The organism is Aeromonas sp. FDAARGOS 1414, from assembly GCF_019047065.1.
In the GTDB taxonomy this organism is placed as follows: domain Bacteria; phylum Pseudomonadota; class Gammaproteobacteria; order Enterobacterales; family Aeromonadaceae; genus Aeromonas; species Aeromonas veronii_A.
In genome coordinates this window covers 2,180,567-2,201,950 of sequence record NZ_CP077210.1, presented here as the reverse complement: position 1 = coordinate 2,201,950, position 21,384 = coordinate 2,180,567, and the positions used below count along the sequence as shown (strand labels likewise).

Here is a 21,384-nt window from a genome sequence, read left to right as displayed (position 1 = left end):
ATTGAGTGGATCCTGATGAGGGATCCTCCTCACAACTCCCGCCAATTCCTGCTGTACAAATGTTATCCCGCTCACACTGTTGCTGAAACGGTTTAGTTGTCATATTGAGTTGGCTAAATTGGTTTAGCTATGCTCTGGCTGTCGATAACAACAGCGCCCGTCCGGGCCACAGATGACAGGTGAGGAAGATGATGATGTTCAAGAGCAAGTTGGCGCTGGCGGTAGCGCTGGGATTGGGGATGAGCAGCCCGCTGTGGGCGGCGCAGGCGAGTATTGCAGGTGAGAGTGTCGAGGCCAGATTGGCGGCGCTGGAGGCGCGGGTACAGGCAGCCGAAGCGAGAGCCGAGGCGGCAGAGAGCCGTGCCAGTCAGGCGGAAGTGAAGGCGAGCGCGGCGAGTGAGCAGGCGCAGGCGGCCGACAACCGCAGCCAGAAGATGGATGAGAAGACAGCAGGTGCCCAGGGCTTCGAGTTTCACGGCTACGCCCGCTCGGGCCTGTTGGTCAACGGCAATGGCAACGGCGGGCGCGGCGGCCCCTACATCACGCCAGCCGGTTCGGTGGGCGGGGCCGTCGGTCGCCTTGGCAATGAGGATGACACCTATATGGAGGCCAACCTGCTGAAAACCCAGACCTTCGAGGATGGCAGCTGGGCCCGCTACAAGCTGATGCTGGCAGACGGGGTGGAGACCAGCAACGACTGGACCGCCAGCGATTCGAGCCTCAATACCCGTCAGGTGTTTGCCGAGATCGGCAATCTGGCGAGCTTCGACGGCCCCTTCAAGAATGCGGTGCTGTGGGCGGGCAAGCGCTTTGATCGCGACAACTTTGACATCCACTGGCTCGATTCCGACGTGGTGTTCCTAGCCGGTACCGGCGGCGGTGTCTACGACGTGCAGCTGGCCGATAGCTGGAAGGCCAACTTCTCTCTCTATGGCCGCGATTACGGCGACATCAGCGCCAGCGGTCTCTCCGATATCGAGAGCTACATCCTCACCATGAACAACCGCGTCGGTAACTGGCAGTGGATGGTGAACGGTCTCTCGGCAAAGGACAATGACGCCCGCATCAATGACAAGGGGGCGGGCAGCGAGGCGGCGGACAAGGGGGCACACACCCTGCTGGCCTACCACGGCGAGAGCTTCTTTGGCCTCAACCCCGGTTTTGCCAAGGCGGCGGTGCTGTACGGTCATGGGCTGGGGGCCGAGGTCAAGGGGCTGGGCTCTGACAGCGAGCTGTTGCCGGACGCCGATGCGGTGCGGGTCGCCGTGTTTGGCGCTACCGATCTTAATCCGCGCTGGCGTTTTGCCCCGGCCCTGCTGGCCGAGCAGAGTCAGGATCGCTACGTGAAAGGGGACGAGTACCGCTGGCTCACCTTCAATACTCGGGTGGCGCAGGTGCTGAGCCAGAACGTCGAGCTGGTCTACGAGGCGGCCTGGCAGTACATGGATCTCGATCCCAAGGGCTACAAGGGACGCCAGGCGGTGAACGGCAACTTCACCAAGCTCACCTTCGCCCCCACCTTCAAGGCGCAAACCGCCGGTTTCTTCGAACGTCCCGAGCTTAGGGTGTTCGCCAGCTGGATGGACTGGTCCTCCGAGCTCGACAACTACGCCAGCGACGATGCCATGGGCCAGAGCAACTTCACCGCCGGTGGCGAGTGGAACTTTGGTGTGCAGATGGAAACCTGGTTCTAGTTCGTTATCCCGATCACAAAAATGGCAACCGGTGCCGAGATCTGTTGGTTAGCTAAAACGGTTTAGCTGATAATGCCAGCCAACAGAACAGAGTTCGGGTTTGACCGTGGATCCGATGCAGCAGTGGAGTAGCAAGGTGACGAATCGTGTGTGGGTAATGGGGGATGCGGTGGTGGACTTGATCCCGGAAGGGGCGTTGCACTACCTCCAGTGTCCGGGTGGCGCGCCCGCCAATGTGGCGGTTGGTGTGGCACGGCTGGGTGGCGATGCGGCCTTTATCGGCCGGGTCGGAGCCGATCCGTTCGGCCGCTTTATGGCCGATATCCTGAGTGGGGAGGGGGTGGATATCGGTGCGCTGCGGCTCGATCCTGACCATCGCACCTCTACCGTGCTGGTAGAACTGGATGACGAGGGGGAGCGCAGCTTCACCTTTATGGTGCGCCCCAGCGCCGACCAGTTCCTCACCCCAAATGAGTTGCCCCGCTTCAAGGCCGGTCAGTGGCTGCTCACCTGCTCCATCGCGCTCGCCAACGAGCCGGTACGCACCAGCTGCCTGCAGGCCATGGCGGACATCAAGGCGGCAGGCGGGCGGGTCTGCTTCGACCCCAACCTGCGCCCCGAGGTATGGGGCAACCCTGCCGAGATGCTGCCGCTGGTGCGTCAGGCAATTGCACAGGCGGATGTGGTCAAGCTCTCCATCGAGGAGCTGCAACTGCTGAGTGGAGAGGATGAACTGGTCGCTGGGCTTGCCACTCTCTCTGGCCCGGCGCTGGTGCTGGTGACCCAGGGTGCGGCCGGGGTGGTGGCTCGCCTTGATGGCGAGTTGCTGGAGTGGGTGGGGCAGAGAGTGACCCCCATCGACACCACGGGGGCGGGGGATGCCTTCGTCGCCGGGCTGCTGGCGGCGCTGGCCGGGCGCTCGTCGCTGCCAACCATGGCCGAGCTACCCGCCATCCTGGCTCAGGCCCACGGCTGCGGGGCGCTCGCCACCACCGCCAAGGGGGCGATGACTGCGCTGCCGACCCGCACCGAACTGGATGCCTTTTTGCGATCAGGCGCAAGCGGCTGTTGAGCTGAGGTTAGAAGCCCGGCTCGACAGCCCCTACTCTCATGTGACTAGGGCCCGCCAGCGTGGCGGGTCATAAGAGGAAGAATATGAATATCAGTGCGATAGCCAAGGATCTGGTGCCCCTGCTCGGGGGCAAGGAGAATATCGTCAGTGCTGCCCACTGCGCCACCCGGCTGCGGTTGGTGCTGGCCGATGACAGCAAGGTAAACAAGGCCGCCATCGACAAGCTGGAGGGGGTCAAGGGGTGCTTTAGCAACGCGGGCCAAATTCAGGTGATCTTCGGCACCGGTCTGGTCAACAAGGTCTATGCGGAGTTTGTGGCGCTGACCGGTACCGGCACCGCCAGCAAGGCTGAGCTGACCGACATGGCGGCGGCCAAGCTCAACGTGGCCCAGCGGTTGGCGCGAACCCTTTCCAACATCTTCGTGCCGATCATTCCGGCCATCGTCGCCTCGGGCTTGCTGATGGGGCTGCTGGGCATGGTGCGCACCTACGGTTGGGTCAATGCCGACAGCGCCCTGTTTGTGATGCTCGACATGTTCAGCTCGGCGGCCTTTATCATACTGCCGATCCTCATCGGCTTTACGGCGGCGCGGGAGTTTGGCGGCAATCTGTACCTCGGGGCGACCCTTGGCGGCATCCTCACCCACCCGGCGCTGACCAACGCCTGGGGCGTGGCCGGTGGCTTCAAGACCATGGATTTCTTCGGGCTGGATGTGGCCATGATCGGCTATCAGGGCACCGTCTTCCCGGTGCTCTTGGCGGTCTGGTTTATGTCCCATCTGGAGAAACAGCTGCGCAAGCGCATCCCGGATGCGCTGGATCTGATCCTCACCCCGTTCCTGACCGTCATCATCACCGGTTTCGTGGCGCTGCTCTTTATCGGCCCGGCGGGTCGGGTATTGGGGGATGGCATCTCGTTCGGTCTGAGTGCCCTCTATGAGCAGGCGGGCTGGCTGGCGGGGCTGGTGTTTGGCGGCACTTACTCGCTTATCGTCATCACCGGCATCCACCACAGCTTCCATGCCATCGAGGCGGGGTTGTTGGCCAATCCGCAAATTGGCGTCAACTTCCTGCTGCCCATCTGGGCCATGGCCAACGTGGCACAGGGTGGGGCTTGCCTCGCGGTCTACTTCAAGACTCGTGATGTGAAGATCAAGGCCATTACCGTGCCGGCTGCCATGTCCTGCCTGCTGGGCATCACCGAGGCTGCCATCTTCGGGGTGAACCTGCGCTATATCAAACCTTTCCTTGCCGGTCTGTTTGGCGGGGCCTGCGGCGGCGCCTACGTGGTGGCGGCCAAGGTGGGGATGACGGCGGTAGGGCTGACCGGTATTCCCGGCATGGCCATCGTCCAGCCCATGAGCCTTATTCACTACATCATCGGGCTGGTGATCGCCTTTGGTGCCGCCTTCGCCGCTTCCTACCTGCTCAAATACAAGGTGGAGTGATGAAGGAAAGCGATCTTCTCAACCAGATTGTCCGGTCGCTGCTGGCCGGACAGCTCAAGGCGGCGGCCGATCCCCATCGGCCCCGCTGGCATCTGGCAGCCCCGGTGGGGCTGCTCAACGATCCCAACGGCTTTATCGAGCACGACGGGCGCTACCACCTCTTCTACCAGTGGAATCCGCTGGGCTGCGAGCACCGCAACAAGGGCTGGGGCCATGTCACCTCCACCGATCTGCTGCATTGGCAGCACGAGCCGGTGGCGCTGTTGCCCACCGAAGCCTATGAGAGCCACGGCTGCTATTCGGGCTCTGCGGTGAGCGACGAGCAGGGGCGTCTGACCCTTATCTACACCGGCAATGTCAAATACCCGGATGGCAGCCGCACCGCCTATCAGTGTCTGGCCCGCGCCGACGGTGAGGGTGGTTTTGCCAAGCTGGGGCCGGTGCTGGATCTACCCGCAGGCTACAGCGGCCACGTGCGCGACCCCAAGGTGTGGCACGACGGCAAACAGTGGCTGATGGTGCTGGGAGCCCGCACCCTGGATGACAAGGGGGAAGTGCTGCTCTATCGCGGCGAGACCCTGCAAAGCTGGCAGCGGGTGGGCCCCATCGCCGGTAGCGGGCGAGGGGAGCTGGGTGAGTTTGGCTATATGTGGGAGTGCCCGGATCTCTTCCCGCTGGGGGAACGCCATGTGCTGATCAGCTGCCCGCAGGGGATTGCCCCGGCGGGCGAGGATTATCGCAACCTCTACCAGTGCGGCTGGCTGGCGGGCGATTTTGATGGCGAGCGCTTCGCCCACGGGGCTTTCCACGAGCTGGATCGGGGCTTCGAGTTCTATGCGCCGCAAACCACCCGAGACAGTCAGGGGCGCCGCCTCCTGTTCGGCTGGCTGGGGCTGCCGGAGGAGAACGAGATGAGCCAGCCTACGATCGCTCACGGCTGGATCCACCAGATGAGCTGCCCGCGGGAGCTGTTCTGGCAGGATGAGTGGCTCTGCCAGCGGCCAGTGGCGGAGCTTGCGGCGCTCAAGGGAGAACTGACCCGCTTCGAGGGGACGCTTGGCGAGTTTCCGGGGCTGGCCATCGACTCGGCCTGGCTCGATCTGGATCTCTGCGGTGAGGGGAGTCTCTGGTTCGGTGCCGTGGCCGAGCTGGTGTGGCAGCCGGGGCGCATCACCTTGCGGCGCCAGAACTGGCAGAGCGGGGTGTGGGAGACCCGCAGCAGCCCATGGGCTGGCGGGCGGATCACCGTGCTGTGTGATCGCTCCAGTCTGGAGTGTTTCATCGATGAAGGGCGGCACAGCCTGTCTGCGCGCTACTTTCCTGGGGAAAAACCGCAACTTTCATCAGGTAACGGCGATGATGGCTGCAAAATTTGCCTCAATCACTGGCCGCTGTCGGCGTGCCTAGTACAATAGCCCGGTTCTAGTCAGCCGGGAGGCCAGGTGGAGAAGAAGAAACGGATCACGATTGCCCAGATCGCCGAACTGGCGGGGGTGTCCAAGGCGACCGCCAGTCTGGTGCTCAACGGGAAGAGTGCGGAGTACCGCATTGCCGACGATACCCGCAAGCGCATTCAGGCGGTGGCGGAGGAGTGTCACTACCTGCCGAGCTTTCACGCCCGCTCCCTGCGCGAGACCCGCAGCTACACTTGGGGGCTGGTGATCCCCGATCTCACCAACTTCGGTTTTGCCCGCATCGCCCGCGCCCTCGAGGCCCACTGCCGGGAGGCGGGCATCCAGCTGCTGATCGCCTGCTCCGAGGATGATCCCGCCCTCGAGCAGCGGGTGGTGGACAACCTCATCAGCCGCCAGGTGGATGGGCTGATTGTCGCCTCCAGCGGCCACAGCGATGACATCTATGCCCGCATCCACGACCGCCTGCCGGTGGTGCAGCTCGACCGCCATATTGGCGAGTCGCGCCTGCCCATGGTGATCTCCGATGCCTGCAAGGCCACCGCCGAGCTGGTGCGGGACATGGCCAGCGAGTGCGGCGAGGAGATCTACTACTTCGGCGGTTTGCTGGATCTCTCCCCCAGCCGTCACCGGCTGGCGGGCTATGAGCTGGGGCTCCATCGCGCCGGTTTTGAAGCCGATGCAGCCCGGGTGCGCCATCGCGACTATCAGCCGAGCTCCGGTTATCAGCTGATGGCCGAGCTGGTGGCCGAGCTGGGGGCGCCCCCAAGGGGGCTCTTTACCGCCTCCTTTACCCTGCTGGAAGGGGTGCTGCGCTACCTCAACGAGGCGGGGTTGATGGAGACAGGGATGCGGCTGTGCACCTTCGACGATCACGACCTGCTCGACTGCATCCCCATGCGTATCGACTCGGTGGCGCAGGATTGTCCGGCGCTGGCCCACGCCGCTTTCGAGCTGATGCAGCAACTGATTGCGGGCAATCCCCCGGCGCAGACTGCCCAGGTGATCACCCCCAGGGTGCGCTGGCGCAGTCGCCGCTAGCCACTCTTCGCCCATCTATATGAAAAAGCCCCGCCATTGCTGGCGGGGCTTTTTGCCGTTGGTGGATGGAGCCATGACTCTGATCGACAACTCAATCCGTGGTGCTGGCGCGCCAGAATATCTGCTTGATATGGGGATGAATGCCGAGTTTCACCATCAGGGCATCCAGCTCGTCGCCATCGATGGAGGTAGCCAGCAGCACCGCAGAGATCTCCAGATCCCTCTCGCCAAACGGCTCGATGTCGAGCTCGCTCATGGGATAGTTGGCCTGCTCCAGCATCTCCTCGAGCCAGTGCAGCACCTCCTTCTGATGCTCGCGCGGGGTCAGGGCAGTCACCTTGTAGGTAACTTCTGTGTCCAGATTGTCTACCGGGCGACGGTTGATCTGGTTGACCAGCGGTCTCAGCAGGGTGTTGGCGGCCAGCACGAACAGGGCACCCAGAATGGCCTCCATGGCGAGCCCGGCGCCACAGGCGGCGCCGACCGCAGCTACACCCCACAGGGTGGCGGCGGTGTTGATGCCACGGATATTGCCCGACTCGCGCATGATGACGCCGGCGCCGAGAAAGCCGATGCCGGAGACAATATAGGCCACCACATGGACCACGTTGTAGTTGCCGCCGTGCAGGTCATAGATTCGCTGGGCCAGACTGACGAACAGGGCGGCTCCCACGGCGACCAGCACGTTGGTGCGCAGGCCCGCGGTACGTTGGCGGTACTGGCGCTCCAGCCCGACCAGACTGCCGAGCACAAAGGCGAGCAGCAGGCTAGCCAGAGTGTCGAGCAGTGAGAGCATGTCTAGTTGTTGCCACATCTTCATGGCGTACTCCTTCTTATGAACGCTGGCTTGGCACAATCCATGATGAAACGCCGGGTGGCGGATGGATCAGAGGGGGATTGAGCGGATGGCCAGCAGAAAAACGCAGCGTCCCGGGTTTAGCTTCCGGGGCGCGAGCATCATCAGATGCCCTGACGCTCGGAGAGGACGCAACAAGTGGGGCCAGCGTGGCTGGCCCCCTGAACGGTCGTTAGTGCAGCAGGATGCGCGTCAGTTGAGTTCGGGAGCCGTGTCGATGCGCGGACGCAGCTCCCAGCGCACCGGATGCGCTACTCCGACCTGATGAACAAACTGCACCAGATAGCGGCGCTGGGGTGGAGTGCAGTGCACATTGAGCACCAGCTCTCGCCCGCCGCTGCGACCCGGTTTCATCGATTGCATCGGTTGCAGTCCGGCCGGTTGCAGGGTGTGGCTCACCATATCCAGCACTTGCTCCATATCGGCGCGATCCTCGCAACGGATCTGCAGCCTATAGTGGTGCTGGCGCGGTTTGCCGCCCAGCCAGCGTGGCAATATGCCGCGCCCCAGCTTGCTCAGCAGGGGGTGAGCCCGGGGTGCAACAGAACCTGTTGCGACCACGCGATCCGCAGCCGGTTTGATTGAGATAAAACGCATAGCAGCCTCCTTGTGGGAAGCAGAAACTATGCAGGCAAGGTGTCATGGCAAAGCCAGATCACCTGACGTCAAGTGTGAAAAAAGAGAAGAGGGGAGTGGATTTCCGCTTCTCGCAGGGTTGCGAGCATGCGGCAGAGAAAGACCTGCGGCTAGCTCGCGACCTTGGTACCGACGATGAGGGTCGGTCTACAACTGTCACTTGATGAGTTGCCCACTGATGGTCTCCGCTGTGTTAAGAACGGCAAAATGGTACTCATCCAGAGCGGTGAGGTAAAGCCTTATCGACCTTCCAGCAACATTTAGATACAAGTTTGTCAATAATGGGGCCGACTGGCTACCTCCATAAGCATCAGGGAGCGACGATAGCCATCGCCGCGCGATGACGCCCCGCTAGCAGGACCGCCCCTGTCTTGCGCGACCTGTTACTTCAGCCCCAGGCGCTTGAGGAGCATGGCGGCCGGGCAGAAACCGGTGAATGCGCTCTGGATCAGGTTGACCCCGACAAAGGCACTCAACCAGACAAAGCCCGGATGAACCCAGGTGGTAAGGATAAGCGAGAGCAGCAACATGCAACCCGCGACGATTCTGACTCCGTTATCTACTGTCATGGTCTTTCTCCTTATCTACTTTAGATATTGCTAATTTAGTGTTGTTTTATACAATAGAACAAATATCAGCAATTGCTAATTTACTCTTATGAGCCAATTCGACGAGATGAACAGACATGCGACAGCCGCCGCCTCCCTGCTCAAGGCGTTGGCTCATCCCGAACGCCTGATGGTGCTCTGCCAGCTGGTGGAGGGGGAGAAGGGGGTCGGGGAGCTGCTGGCCCATAGCCAACTCGGGCAGTCGGCGTTTTCCCAGCAGTTGTCGGTGCTCAAGCGCTACGGCCTGATCCGTTCGCGCAAGGTCTCCCAGCAGATCTACTACTCGCTGGTGAGCGAGGTGGCGGCCGATGTACTGGGAGCGTTGCAAACCCATTTTTGTCACTCGGAAAATAAGGAATCTTGATGATGGAAAGCCAATGGCTGCTCTCTTTGGGCGGTGGCATGCTGGCGGGGCTGTCGGCCCTGATCCTGATGTTGTTCAACGGCCGGGTGGCCGGGATCAGCGGCATTCTGGCTGGTGCGCTGCAACACCGTGCACCGTGGCGGGTGCTGTTTCTGCTGGGGCTCGGGGCGGGCGCCTGGTTGGCGCTGACTCTGGGTTGGGCCACCATGCCCGCATTCACCACCTTGCCCGGCTGGCTTGTAGTGCTGCTGGCCGGTCTGCTGGTCGGCATCGGTACCCGTCTTGGCAATGGCTGCACCAGCGGCCACGGCATCTGTGGCATGGGGCGGCTCTCCCTGCGCTCCATCGTCGCCACCCTCACCTTTATGGCGGCTGGCTTTATCACCGTCTTCGTCACTCATCATCTGCTGTAAGGGGCTGATTGCCATGAAGTTGCTGACAAGTTTGTTTGCGGGTGTGTTGTTCGGACTGGGGATGGCCATCTCCGGCATGATGGATCCCGCCCGGGTCACCGGTTTTCTCGATCTGGCCGGGGCCTGGGATCCCAGCCTCGCCTTTGTGATGGGGGGCGCCCTGCTGGTCTTTATGCCGGGTTACTTTCTGCTGGTGAAACCCCGTCGCCAGAGTGTGCTGGGGGAGCCCATCGCTGCCGTACCGGCCCCCAGGCTGGATCGCCGGCTGATCGGCGGGGCGGCGCTGTTTGGCATCGGCTGGGGATTGGTGGGCATCTGCCCGGGGCCTGCTCTGAGTCTCATTTCCAGCGGGCAGCCCATGATAATGTTGTTTATAGCGGCCATGGTGGCCGGGATCTTGCTGTTTGACAGAGGGCTGGCCAGGGTGCTGACCAAGGCGCCAGTTCCGGGAGTGGATAAGGTGCGCCAGTCCCATACCGCCTGATCCCGTGAAGTGACAGATTACGCCAGGGAAGGAGAGTAATGATGGAAAAGATCCGGTTGCTGGGGATCACCTTGTTGGTGATGACATCGCAGGCCATGACATCCCCCCGGGCCTTTGCCGCGGACGGGGAGCCAGAGCCCTTGTTGACAGTGGCGCCACAGCCGGTGACCGACTGGCTGACGCTGGATGGCACCGTCAGTGCCATCAATCAGGGGACGGTGGCGGCCCAGACCAGCGGCCGGGTCTCCCGTATGCTGGTGGATGTGAACGATCAGGTGCAGGCGGGGCAGCCGCTGCTGGAGATCAGCGGCAAGGAGCAGTTTGCCGCCGTCACGGGGGCCGAGGCGCGGCTGGCGCGGGCGCAGGCCCAGCAAGTGGAAGCCGAGCGCCAGCTCGCCCGCTTTCAGGCGCTGATTGCCAAGGGGGTGATCACCCGCGCCCAGCTCGATAATGCCCAGGCGACGGATCGCGCCGCCCGCGCCGAGGTGAACGCTGCCGATGCGGCTCTCACTCAGGCCCGCGAGGCCTACGGTTATACCCGCATTCTGGCTCCCTACGCCGGAGTGGTGACCAAACGGCTGGTGGAGTTGGGGGAGACTGTCGCCCCCGGTACCCCGCTGCTCTCCGGCTTCTCCCTCGACACCTTGCGGGTGGAGGTGGAGTTGCCCCAATCCGCCCTTTCGCTCGCTCGTGAGCCTGCGGATATGCAAGTGCTGCTGCCTGATGGCAGGGCCGTTACCCCGGTCAAATTGACCCGCTTCAACTATGCCGACAGCCAGAGCCACGCCTTCAGGTTGCGCCTCGACTTGCCGCCGCAAACCGCCGGGGTATTGCCCGGCATGTGGCTCAAGGTGCAGCTCAAGCAGGGTGAACGTCAGGTGTTGCAGGTGCCGGATCGCGCCCTGCTGCGGCAAGGGGAGTTCAACGGCGTCTATCTGCAGCAGCCCTCTGGCTGGGCCCTGACGCCGGTGCGGGTCGGCCATTGCGTAGAGGGGCAGTGCGAGATCCTGGCCGGTCTGCAAGCCGGTGACAAGCTGGCCCCCGATGCCTGGGCGCAGCAGCAGGAGGTGGCCCATGAGTAGCGAGCTGAACGGCAACAAGGAGAGGCTGGGGCCTGCCGGTCGGCTGGCTGCGCTGTTTCAGGGCTCGGCCATCACCCCGCTGCTGGCGCTGGTAGGGCTGTTGCTCGGCCTGTTTGCAGTGCTGGTGACTCCCAAGGAGGAGGAGCCGCAGATCGATGTCACCTTCGCCGATGTCTACATTCCCTTCCCGGGAGCCACTCCGGCTGAAGTGGCCTCTCTCGTTACCACCCCTGCCGAGCAGGTGGTCTCCCAGATAAAGGGGATCGATACTCTCTACTCTTTTTCCCAACCCGATGGCGCCCTGCTGGTGGTGGTGTTCAAGGTGGGGGTAAGCCGCGAGCAGGCCATCGTCGATCTCAACAACCAGCTCGACTCCAACCGCGACTGGTTGCCACAGGGGATCGGGGTCGGTCAGCCGCTGGTAAAACCCCGGGGGATCGATGATGTCCCTATCGTCAGTTTGACCTTATGGAGCAAAGAGGGGAGCAAGCAACTGGGGGCTCCCGAGTTGACCCGGGTCGCCCATGAGCTGGAGACCGAACTCAAGCGCATTCCCGGTACCCGCGATATTTACACGCTGGGCAGCCAGAGCGCAGTGTTGCGGGTGATGCCGGATCCGGCGGCCCTCAGCGCCCACGGCATCAGCTGGGGCGAGCTGAGTCAGCGCCTTGCGGCCGCCAATCAGGTGGGCACCACACAGGCCATCGAGCAAGACAACAGTGAGATTAAGGTGCAGGTGGGGCAGTTCCTGCAAAGTGAGCAGGAGGCTAGAGAACTGGTAGTGGGGCTGCACGACGGCAAGCCGGTCTATCTGGGGGAGGTGGCCAGGGTCTCTCTGGGTCAGGAGACTCCGACCAAACGCAGCTGGATGGGATTGGGACATGCCAGTTATCCGGCGGTGACCCTGGCCATCGGCAAGCAGCCGGGCCAGAACGCGGTCGATGTGGCCAAGCGGGTGGAGGCGCGGGTCGAGAGTTTGCAGAACCGGCTCATCCCTGCCGGGGTCGAGGTGACGGTGACCCGGGACTACGGCGTCACCGCCGAGACCAAATCCAACACCCTGATCGGCAAGCTGATTTTTGCCACCACGGCGGTGGTGCTGCTGGTGCTGGTGAGCATGGGCTGGCGTGAGGCGCTGGTGGTGGGGGTTGCCATCGTCATCACCCTGGCACTGACCCTGTTTGCCAGCTGGGCCTGGGGCTTTACCCTCAACCGGGTGTCGCTGTTTGCGCTGATCTTCTCCATCGGCATTCTGGTGGATGACGCCATAGTCGTGGTGGAGAACATCCACCGCCATCGCGGTTTGGGCAAGGGGGCGCTCAAGGATCTGATTCCGGGGGCGGTGGACGAGGTGGGAGGGCCGACCATACTGGCGACCCTGACCGTCATTGCGGCCCTGCTGCCGATGGCCTTTGTCAGTGGCCTGATGGGCCCCTACATGAGCCCCATCCCCATCAATGCCAGTATGGGGATGCTTATCTCCCTGCTGGTGGCCTTTATCTTCTCACCCTGGCTGGCGAGCCATTTGCTCAAGGATTCGGTGCACGGTGCCCACGGCGAGGCCAAGGCGGGTCTTTTTCACCGGCTGATGACTCCTTTCCTGATCGGTGATGGCGCCAAGCGCGCCAGACGCAAACTCTGGCTGGTGGTGTTGCTGCTGGTCGGGGCCGCCACCGCCATGCCGGTGGTGCAGTGGGTGGTGCTCAAGATGCTCCCCTTTGACAACAAGTCGGAATTTCAGCTGGTGCTCGATATGCCGGAGGGGGCGACCCTGGAGCAGACCGAGCGCACCCTGCTGGCGGTCGGGCGGGAGCTTGCCAAGGTGGAAGAGGTGAAGGATTACCAGATCTATGCCGGCACCGCCGCCCCCATCAATTTCAACGGCCTGGTTCGTCACTACTTTATCCGCAGCGGCGCCAACGTGGGGGATATTCAGGTCAATCTGGTGGACAAGCATGAGCGGGATCGCAGCAGCCACCAGATTGCCCAGTCGGTTCGGGAGCCGCTGCAGGCCATCGCCAGTGCGGCAGGGGGCAACCTGAAAGTCGTTGAGGTGCCCCCCGGCCCGCCGGTCTGGTCCCCCATCGTTGCCGAAATCTATGGCCCGACTCAGGCCGCCCGCGAAGCGGCCGCTCGCGCTGTACAGGCCCGTTTTGTGGCCACGGCGGATCTGGTGGATGTGGATATCTATCTGACCGACCCGCAGCCCAAGTGGCGGCTGGTGGTGGATCGCAGCAAGGCGGCCCTGCTCGGGGTCGATCTCGGCGACCTGGTGAACACCCTCAATGGCGGGGTGGGTTATCAGGATGCCAGCTGGCTGCAGGGTCACGGCGCCAAGTATCCGGTGTCGATCCGCATCGAACTGGCCCCCGGTGACAAACGGGATCTGGCGGGTGTGCTGGCCCTCAAGGTGCGCAGCCAGAGCGGTCAGCTGGTGCGGGTCTCCGAGCTGGTGAGTCGCCGTGATGAGGTGGCCCCCAGCTATATCATGCACAAGAACATGCAGCCCATGGTGATGGTGGTGGCCGACATGGGCGGCCATACCGACAGCCCGCTCTACGGCATGTTTGCCGCCGGTGCTGATATCGACCTGCCCCAATATTACGTGCAGCAGCCCGACAAGCTGGGGGAGGTGGCGCTGTTGTGGGACGGGGAGTGGAAGATCACCTACGAGACCTTCCGCGACATGGGGCTAGCCTACGCCGTGGGGATGATCCTCATCTATCTGCTGGTGGTAGCCCAGTTTCGCTCCTATCTGGTGCCGCTCATCATCATGGCTCCCATTCCGCTCACCATCATAGGGGTGATGCCGGGCCACGCCCTGCTGGGAGCCCAGTTTACCGCCACCTCGATGATCGGGATGATCGCCCTGGCCGGGATCATCGTACGCAACAGCATCCTGTTGGTGGACTTTATCGAGCAGCAGCACAGCGCCGGAGTAGCGTTCGAGCTGGCGGTGATCGAAGCGGCGCAGGTGCGGGCCAAGCCCATCATGCTGACGGCGCTGGCGGCGATGATCGGAGCCCTGTTTATCCTCGATGATCCCATCTTCAACGGACTGGCCATCAGCCTGATTTTCGGGATCCTGGTCTCCACTTTGCTCACCCTGGTGGTGATACCCTTGCTCTATTATGCCCTACTCTCCCGACGCTCATGACGGGAGTCACTAGCGAAAGGATGCGCGATGAAGAGAGGTTGGTTGTGGTGGGGAAGTGGCGCCGTGGTAGCGGTGGCTGCTCTGGCATGGTGGTGGCGACCGCAGCCGACGCCGATCAGGCTGGCAGAGGTCGGGCGGGGGGATGTGCTGGTCACCGTGGTCAATACCCGGGCCGGCACCATCAAGTCGTGTCAGCGAGCCGGACTCAGTCTGCCCGGTGGCGGCGTGGTGGAGCAGATCGCCGTCAAGGCCGGGGAGCGGGTAGCCCGGGGAGATCTGCTGCTGACCCTCTGGAGTGACGATATTCACGCCGATCTCGCCCGGGCCCGCGCCCAGCAGGCCCTTGGCAAGACCCAGCGCGAGGAGCGTTGCAGCGAGGCGGCCTACTACGAGCGGGAGGCCAACCGGCTGGCCACCTTGCTGGCCAAAAACCTCACTTCCCGCACCCTCGCCGAGCAGGCCCAGAATCTGGCCGATACCCGCCGCTATGTCTGTCAGGCATCCCGTCAGCAGGAGCGGGTTGACGAGGCGCAGGTCGCCCAGGTGGATGCCCGCTTGAGCGAGCGTCGCCTGCTGGCGCCGTTTGCCGGAGTGGTGGCGGAGGTCAACAGCAAGCTGGGCGAATACATGACCCCCTCACCGCCCGGAGTAGCCATGCCTCCGGTGATCGATCTCATCGACGATCGCTGTCTGTATGTCTCAGCCCCCATCGATGAGGTGGATGCCGCCCGCCTCAAGGTGGGGCAGTCTGCCCGGGTACTGCTCGACGCCATGCCCGGGCGCGATTTTGCCGCCACCGTCACCCGTATCGCCCCCTATGTGAAGGAGCTGGAGAAGCAGGCTCGTACCGTGGAGGTGGAGGCGGCGCTCACTGCCCTGCCCACCGATGTCCCCCTGCTCATTGGCTACAGTGCCGACCTTGAGGTCGAGGTGACCCGCGCCACCGATGTGCTGCGGGTGGCGGCCAGCAGCCGGGCCGACGATGGCAGTGTGCTGCGGCTGGAAGGGGATAAGCTGGTGCGGGTGGTGCCCCGTTGGGGCGTGGAGAACTGGAACTGGATTGAGGTGGCCGAGGGGCTCGCCGCCGGTGATCGGCTGGCAGCCCAGCCCGGACAGATTGTCGGGGAGGGCCCTTTCAGCGCCGCCACGGAGCAGACGGATGAGTGATCTCATTCGCCTTGATGCCGTCAGCCGTCGTTTCACTCTGGGGGGGAGCGAAGTGGCCGCCCTCGATCGCGTATCCCTGCGGGTTGCCGAGGGGGAGTATCTGGCGGTGATGGGCCCCTCGGGCTCCGGCAAATCGACTCTGCTCAATGTGCTGGGGCTGCTGGATCGGCCCGACGAGGGGCGTTACTGGCTGGGAGGGGAGGATACCGCCACCCTGTCAGAGCCGGCGCTGGCCCAGCTGCGCGGCCATCGCATCGGCTTCGTGTTCCAGTCGTTTCACCTTATCTCCCGCCTCACCGCCCGTGAAAATGTCGAGCTGCCGCTGATGCTGTGCGGGATCGCCCCCGTCGAGCGCCATCGCCGCAGCCAGCAGTTGCTGGGAGAGCTGGGGCTGGAGAACCGGGCCGGACACCGCCCAGCCGAACTCTCCGGTGGTCAGCGTCAGCGGGTAGCCATCGCCCGGGCCATGGCGATGGCGCCGCGGCTGATCCTGGCCGATGAACCCACTGGCAATCTCGACTCCCGCTCCGGGGAGGAGGTGATTACCCTGCTGGAGGGGCTCAACCGGGAGCAGGGGATCACGCTGGTGGTGGTGACTCACGACCCGCGCCTCGGTGAGCGGGCGGGCAGGCGGATCCTGATGAACGATGGCCGTATCAACATTGATAGCGGCGGTAGCTGAATGCGGCGCCCCGATGTGATCCGCTTTGCCGCCGTGGCCCTGCTGCGCCAGCGCTCACGGGCGCTGGTCTTGATCCTGGCGGTGAGTTTGAGCGTCACCTCGGTGCTGCTGCTCACCGCGCTGGGGGAGGGGGCGAGGCGCTATGTGGCCGACCAGTTCAGCTCCCTTGGCAAGGATCTGCTGGTGATGTTCCCCGGCCGCAAGGAGACCACCGGCGGGCTGCCGCCGGTCACCGGCAACAGTCTGCGGCAGATCACACTCGATGACATGCACTACCTTGGCCAGCACCAGCCAAACGTGCGGCTGGTGCCGCTGGTGATGGGCTTTGCCGAGGCCAAACAGGGGGCGCGGCTGCGCCAGACCATGCTGCTTGGCAGCAGCAACGGGCTGCGCGATACCCACGGGCTGGAGCTGCTCTCCGGCCGCTGGCTGCCGGGGGATGCCGCAGAGGATCGACCGGCCGTCCTGCTCGGGGCCAAGGTGGCCCGTGAGCTGTTCGGTCAGGCCGACCCGGTCGGCCAGTGGCTGCGTTTTGACAATCGTCGCTTTCGGGTGGTGGGGGTCTTCACCAGCCAGAGCAGCAATCTGGGGATGGACATGGCCGAGGCCGCGCTGATCCCGGTCGGTAGCGCCATGCGGCTGTTCAATACCGAGGGGCTGTTTCGGCTGCTGATCCAGCCGCTGGCGGGGCAAGCCGTGCCGCCGCTGGTCAAGCGACTGGAGCAGCTGATGCAGGCGCGCCACGGGATGCTCGATGTGACCGTGGTGCGCCGTGACGCCATGCTGGCCACCTTCTCCACCATTCTCTCGACCCTCACCCTGGCCGTTGCCGGCATTGGCGCCATCAGCCTGCTGGTCTCCGGTATCATGATGATGAATCTGGCGCTGATCAGCACCCGCCAGCGCACCGGCGAGATCGGCCTGCTCAAGGCGCTGGGGGCCGACAGTCGCCAGGTCCGCCAGCTGTTTTTGTGGGAGGCGCTGCTGTTGAGCGGCAGTGGCGCGCTGTTTGGCACGGTCTTGGGCTATGCCCTGGTTGGCCTCGCCGGAGTGATTTGGCCCGGATTTCCGGCGGCGGTCCCCTTGCTTGCTACTTTCTGCACCATACCGGCGGCCCTGCTGACCGGGCTGTTTTTTAGCTGGCTGCCCGCCTCCCGGGCGGCACGGCAAGATCCGGTCAGCAGCCTGCGCAGCGGGCAGTGGAGCGGTGGCTGATGCGCGCCGCGGATCTGCTGTTCTGGCTCTGGCGCGCCTTGCTGGCGGGGCGCAGTCGCAGCCTGCTGTCGGCGCTCGGCATCGCCATCGGGATCGCTTCGGTGACCCTGCTCACCGGCATCGGCGAGGGGCTCAGGCTCTATCTGCTCGACAGCTTCTCCCAATTTGGCACCCGGCTGATCGCCGTGACCCCGGGCAAGACCGAAACCGCCGGCGGCCCGCCCGGCATCCTCTCCAGCAGCCGTCCCCTGCTGCTGGAGGATGCCGATGCCCTCGCCAGATTGGCAGGGGTAGAGGCGGCGCTCCCTGTGGTGCAGGGGCAGGGGGAGGTGCGCAGCCGCGGGCTCACCCGCAGCACCGCTATTTTGGGCACAGGCTCGGCGGCGCTCTCAGGCTGGCGACTCACCCTGGTGCAGGGGCGTTTTCTGCCCGCGGACGACAGTGCCATGCCCCGCGCCTATGCGGTGCTGGGGGCCAAGGTGGCGGCTGAGTTGTTTCCCGGTGGCGATGCGCCTGGGAGTCTATTGCGCGCCGGTGATCGCCGTTTTCGGGTGGCCGGGGTGCTGGCGCCCAAGGGGCAATTTCTCGGCTTTGATCTGGACGACATGATCTATCTGCCCGCCGCTCACGCCCAGGCGCTGTTCAACAAGGAGGGGTTGCAGGAGATCGACGTCATCTATCGCGCCGGGCAGAGGGAGGCCGACATCACCGCCCAGATCAGGCGCGTGCTGATCGCCCGCCACGGCGCCGAGGATTTCACCCTCACCTCCCAGCAGGACATGCTGACCAGCCTCGACAAGATCCTCTCTATCATCAAGCTGGCGGTTGGCGGGCTCGGCATTATCTCGCTGCTGATCGGGGCGGTCGGCATCTTCAGCATCATGAGCATCGCCCAGCAGGAGCGGATCCCCGAAGTGGGCTTGCTGATGGCGTTGGGTTGTCCACGGCGGCGCATTCTATTGCTGTTCCTGCTCGAAGCCGTGGTGCTGGCGCTGCTGGGCGGAGCCATGGGGCTGGCCCTGCTCGGCGGGCTCAAGCTGCTGCTCACCCTGCTGGCGGCTGGCTTGCCGCTCACCCTCCATCCTCTCTATCTGCTGCTGGCGCTCGGTTGCAGCGCCTTGGTTGGTCTGCTGGCCGGGGTCGCTCCTGCGCTGCGGGCAGTGCGTCTCGACCCAGTAGTTGCCCTGCGCGGTGACTAGGTCGCCCCTTTCGCAAGAGGCGCATTACGCTCGGGTCTTAGCAGAGGGGGACTAGGCGACCACCTCCGCAACCGACAGGCTGCGCTCAGATCTGAACAGGGGGAAGTAGCGGCGATCCGCCTGACTCATGTGGCCGACTACCAGCTCCTGAATGATGAAGTTGAGCAGCTCGTCGTTGCCCAATGTCCCCGCTTTGGCGGCGTGCAGCAGTTGGCTCGCTTTGTTGAGCAGGCGCTGGTGATCCTGACGGTGGCTGACGAGCTCCCGATAGTCGATCTCCGCCAGCATCTGCTCTTCAAAGGCGAAGTGATGGCGGGCCATGTCGAACAGGCTCTCCAGACTCTCCAGAAACGGGGCCGGATCCTCGTGCTGATCTTTCATCCGCTCCAGCAGCCGGTTGGTCAATACGAAGAGCTGGCGATGCTCGGCATCGATGCGCGGGTGACCGCACTCGTGGCCTGGTTGCCACAGCAGTGCGCCCTGCTCGGGATCAAGGCCCTCGGTAAAGAGGCAGACCCGGCCGCGGCCGCGATTCTTCGCCTGATACATGGCCTGATCGGCGTGGTGCATCAGGGTTTTGGCATCCTCCCCGTGCTCGGGATAGAGCGCCAGCCCGATACTGCTGGAGATGAGCAGCTCCTGCCCCTCCAGCTGGAACGGATGGCGCAGATGCTGGTGCAGCTTGTCGGCCACCGCCAGCACTTCGTCGCCACTCTCCGGCAGCAAGATAACGAACTCATCGCCCCCCAGCCGTGCCACCAGATCCTGTTTGCGCACGCAGTGGCTCATCCGCTCGGCCACCATATTGAGCAGAATATCCCCGGTCTCATGGCCGAAGGTGTCGTTGATCGGCTTGAAGTGATCGAGATCGATAAACATCAATGCCAGCGGACGGGGCGTCTCCTGTTCCATCAGCTCCTTGAGCCGTTGCTGTAGCAAGCGGCGATTGGGCAGCCCGGTAAGGGGGTCATAGAAGGCGAGGCGGCGCATCATCTCCTCTCGCGCTGCCCGCTCGGTGATATCCCGGGTGACCCCGAGGATCGCCTCCGGCTGGGCATTGTGGTTGCCATGGAGGGTGGTGATGGTCTCGGTCGCTACCAGATGGCCATCCTTGTGGCGCAGCTGGGTGCGAATGACCCGGCGAGTCTGGTCATGCTCTCCCCGCTGCCAGGCCTCCAGGGTGGCGGAGATCTCCTCACGCAGCAGCTGCCTTGAGGCATCCGGCAGCAGCTGTTTGAGGGGCAGGGCAAACAGCTCTGGAGCCTCGTAGCCGCTCAGAGGAGTGATGGCCGGGCTGACATAGCGAAAGCGCAAGCTGGCGGCATCCATGGTCCAGATCACATCGGCGCTGTTCTCCGCCACGAAGCGATAGTGCTGCTCGCTCTGGGCCAATTCACGGGTCAGCCGCTGGCGATCCCGCGCCTCCTGGCGCAGGCGCAGATAGAGGTGCAAGAAGATGCCGAGCAGGGTCATCAGGGTAAAGGTGATGAGCATGGCCACCGCCACGCTCTTGTCGAGCAGTTGCCGTTGCTGGCGCAGCCGCTCCTGCGCCGGGTCGTAGATAAAGCGGTCGAGGTTGGGCAATACCGTGAGCATGCCCGCCTCCAGATAGGTTTTGGCGATCTGCAGCCAGCGCTCCTGCTGCATGTAGCCAGGTTCGATCAGATCCGGCTGCATCAGCTCTCTGGTTTCGCGCGCCTCGAACTCCAGCTGTTCACGGCCAGCCCCGGTCGGGTACTGCTCCATGATCAGGTTGATCATCTCTTCGGGGTGGTCCATCGCATAGCGCCACCCCTTGAGGCTGGCCTGCTGGAAGGCGTAGACCCGATCCTGTCGGGTGATCAGCTCCCGCTCGGAGGTAAACAGGTTGTCGCCGTAGAAGTCGAAGTCGATGGTGCGCGGACTGAAGACCCGATAGGGGATCCCTTTTTGTTGCAGATAGAAGGGCTCGGTAGTGCTGTAGGCGCTGATGGCATCCACCTTGCCCGCCAGCAGTGCCTCTATCCCCTGTTTGTAGGGAAGGGTGACCCAGTCGCGGCTGCGGGTATGGTAGGAAAGGTAGGTCAGCAGCTCGTTGGAGCCAGGCTCCAGCATCAGTCGCTTGTTGGCCAGGTCGGCCGGGTTGCGAATATCTGGCCGATCCAGCGTGAGCAGAACCAGCGGCGAGTGCTGCAGCAGGGCGGCGAGCACCACCACCGGACGACCGGCAGCCCGATCCAGCAGCAGATCACTGCCGCTGATGCCAAACTGGGCCTTTCCCGAGATCACCTCGCTGACCACATCGGTGCGGGAGTCCGCTTCGCGCAGGGTGACATGCAGACCGGCCTCCCGATAAAACCCTTTGGCGATGGCCGCATAGTAACCGGCAAACTGGAACTGGTGTTGCCACGGCAACTGGACGATGACCTGCTCGCCGGCTCGCACGGGGGGAGAGGTCAGGGTCGCGATGACCATACTGACCAGCATTGGCATAAACCAGCTGAGGGGCTGGCGGGGGGCTGCGTTCTCCGTCATACAACGTTTCTCTCGGGAGCGGTGTCTAGGCTAGATTCAAGCAATTTTGTGTCACCTGCAAGGGGAGAAAAGGCGTTTGCAATGGGGTATAGGGGGGTTGGGAAGTCATTTTTGTGTCGTTCATCACACGGGATGGATACATGCCGTTTTTTTGCAAGTTATGTGACCAATAAGAGAGTCATATGGCCTATCGAAGTGGTCGCATTCTAGCCACTTTTTCCCGTTTTTATCGTTGTCATTGTGGCTTGACTGCATTTTTTTCGTGGTTGCACGTCAAGCTGTGTCGTTATATCAATAGATACTTTTATGGGGCAGTCAGGTGTGACGCAAATGTATCGCG

General features: G+C 63.4%; 18 protein-coding genes. 14 read left to right on the top strand and 4 right to left on the bottom strand.

Annotated features, from left to right (window positions below; all coding sequences use genetic code 11):
• Positions 1-188 precede the first annotated feature (188 nt).
• The 5 genes from I6L44_RS09655 (at position 189) to I6L44_RS09635 (ending at position 6,667) form a co-directional block, all read left to right on the top strand.
• Entirely contained in the window at positions 189-1,694 is a 1,506-nt protein-coding gene (locus I6L44_RS09655) for a carbohydrate porin (RefSeq protein WP_216954255.1), read from the top strand.
• 115 nt (positions 1,695-1,809) lie between these two features.
• On the top strand, positions 1,810-2,766 hold the full coding sequence (locus I6L44_RS09650; RefSeq protein ID WP_216954253.1) for an aminoimidazole riboside kinase: 957 nt from the start codon (positions 1,810-1,812) through the stop codon (positions 2,764-2,766).
• Positions 2,767-2,849: 83 nt separating this feature from the next.
• A complete protein-coding gene (locus I6L44_RS09645) occupies positions 2,850-4,214 on the top strand; it encodes a sucrose-specific PTS transporter subunit IIBC (protein ID WP_216954251.1) in 1,365 nt (454 codons plus the stop codon).
• Positions 4,214-5,629 (top strand): sucrose-6-phosphate hydrolase, encoded by a 1,416-nt coding sequence (locus I6L44_RS09640; RefSeq protein ID WP_216954250.1) that lies wholly within the window; start codon positions 4,214-4,216, stop codon positions 5,627-5,629. The genes I6L44_RS09645 and I6L44_RS09640 overlap by 1 nt, the downstream gene beginning before the upstream one ends.
• A 27-nt stretch (positions 5,630-5,656) precedes the next feature.
• Positions 5,657-6,667: a LacI family DNA-binding transcriptional regulator gene (locus I6L44_RS09635; protein ID WP_201974204.1), complete on the top strand. Its 1,011-nt coding sequence runs from the start codon at positions 5,657-5,659 to the stop codon at positions 6,665-6,667.
• Between the two features lie 91 nt (positions 6,668-6,758).
• On the opposite strand, the gene I6L44_RS09630 is transcribed toward I6L44_RS09635, so the two are convergent.
• From I6L44_RS09630 to I6L44_RS09620, 3 genes are all read right to left on the bottom strand, one after another.
• A complete protein-coding gene (locus tag I6L44_RS09630; RefSeq protein WP_201990472.1) occupies positions 6,759-7,487 on the bottom strand; it encodes an MgtC/SapB family protein in 729 nt (242 codons plus the stop codon).
• A 228-nt stretch (positions 7,488-7,715) separates the two neighbouring features.
• Positions 7,716-8,120, bottom strand: coding sequence for a hypothetical protein (locus tag I6L44_RS09625; RefSeq protein WP_201990470.1), 405 nt, complete (start codon positions 8,118-8,120; stop codon positions 7,716-7,718).
• A gap of 422 nt (positions 8,121-8,542) precedes the next feature.
• Positions 8,543-8,728: a DUF2892 domain-containing protein gene (locus I6L44_RS09620; protein ID WP_201990468.1), complete on the bottom strand. Its 186-nt coding sequence runs from the start codon at positions 8,726-8,728 to the stop codon at positions 8,543-8,545.
• An 88-nt stretch (positions 8,729-8,816) separates the two neighbouring features.
• Here I6L44_RS09620 and I6L44_RS09615 point away from each other — a divergent pair, with 88 nt between their 5' ends.
• The 9 genes from I6L44_RS09615 to I6L44_RS09575 are packed head-to-tail and all read left to right on the top strand — an operon-like array spanning position 8,817 to position 18,530.
• Positions 8,817-9,131, top strand: coding sequence for a helix-turn-helix transcriptional regulator (locus I6L44_RS09615; RefSeq protein WP_182927555.1), 315 nt, complete (start codon positions 8,817-8,819; stop codon positions 9,129-9,131).
• Entirely contained in the window at positions 9,131-9,544 is a 414-nt protein-coding gene (locus tag I6L44_RS09610; RefSeq protein ID WP_216954248.1) for a YeeE/YedE family protein, read from the top strand. The genes I6L44_RS09615 and I6L44_RS09610 overlap by 1 nt, the downstream gene beginning before the upstream one ends.
• A gap of 13 nt (positions 9,545-9,557) precedes the next feature.
• Entirely contained in the window at positions 9,558-10,028 is a 471-nt protein-coding gene (locus I6L44_RS09605) for a YeeE/YedE family protein (RefSeq protein WP_163128095.1), read from the top strand.
• Between the two features lie 41 nt (positions 10,029-10,069).
• Positions 10,070-11,110 (top strand): efflux RND transporter periplasmic adaptor subunit, encoded by a 1,041-nt coding sequence (locus tag I6L44_RS09600; RefSeq protein WP_216954409.1) that lies wholly within the window; start codon positions 10,070-10,072, stop codon positions 11,108-11,110.
• Complete coding sequence (locus I6L44_RS09595) at positions 11,103-14,267, top strand: efflux RND transporter permease subunit (protein ID WP_216954246.1); 3,165 nt, start codon at positions 11,103-11,105, stop codon at positions 14,265-14,267. Before I6L44_RS09600 ends, I6L44_RS09595 begins: the two co-directional genes overlap by 8 nt.
• Positions 14,268-14,294: 27 nt before the next feature.
• Positions 14,295-15,434, top strand: a complete 1,140-nt coding sequence (locus tag I6L44_RS09590) for an efflux RND transporter periplasmic adaptor subunit (protein WP_160881861.1) — start codon at positions 14,295-14,297, stop codon at positions 15,432-15,434.
• Entirely contained in the window at positions 15,427-16,116 is a 690-nt protein-coding gene (locus tag I6L44_RS09585; protein WP_160881862.1) for an ABC transporter ATP-binding protein, read from the top strand. Before I6L44_RS09590 ends, I6L44_RS09585 begins: the two co-directional genes overlap by 8 nt.
• Complete coding sequence (locus I6L44_RS09580) at positions 16,117-17,331, top strand: ABC transporter permease (protein WP_216954244.1); 1,215 nt, start codon at positions 16,117-16,119, stop codon at positions 17,329-17,331.
• A complete protein-coding gene (locus I6L44_RS09575) occupies positions 17,331-18,530 on the top strand; it encodes an ABC transporter permease (protein ID WP_216954242.1) in 1,200 nt (399 codons plus the stop codon). The genes I6L44_RS09580 and I6L44_RS09575 overlap by 1 nt, the downstream gene beginning before the upstream one ends.
• Positions 18,531-18,581: 51 nt before the next feature.
• Here the strand turns inward: I6L44_RS09575 and I6L44_RS09570 are convergent, their stop codons facing one another.
• Positions 18,582-21,044 (bottom strand): diguanylate cyclase, encoded by a 2,463-nt coding sequence (locus I6L44_RS09570; RefSeq protein WP_216954240.1) that lies wholly within the window; start codon positions 21,042-21,044, stop codon positions 18,582-18,584.
• Positions 21,045-21,384: the final 340 nt, after the last annotated feature.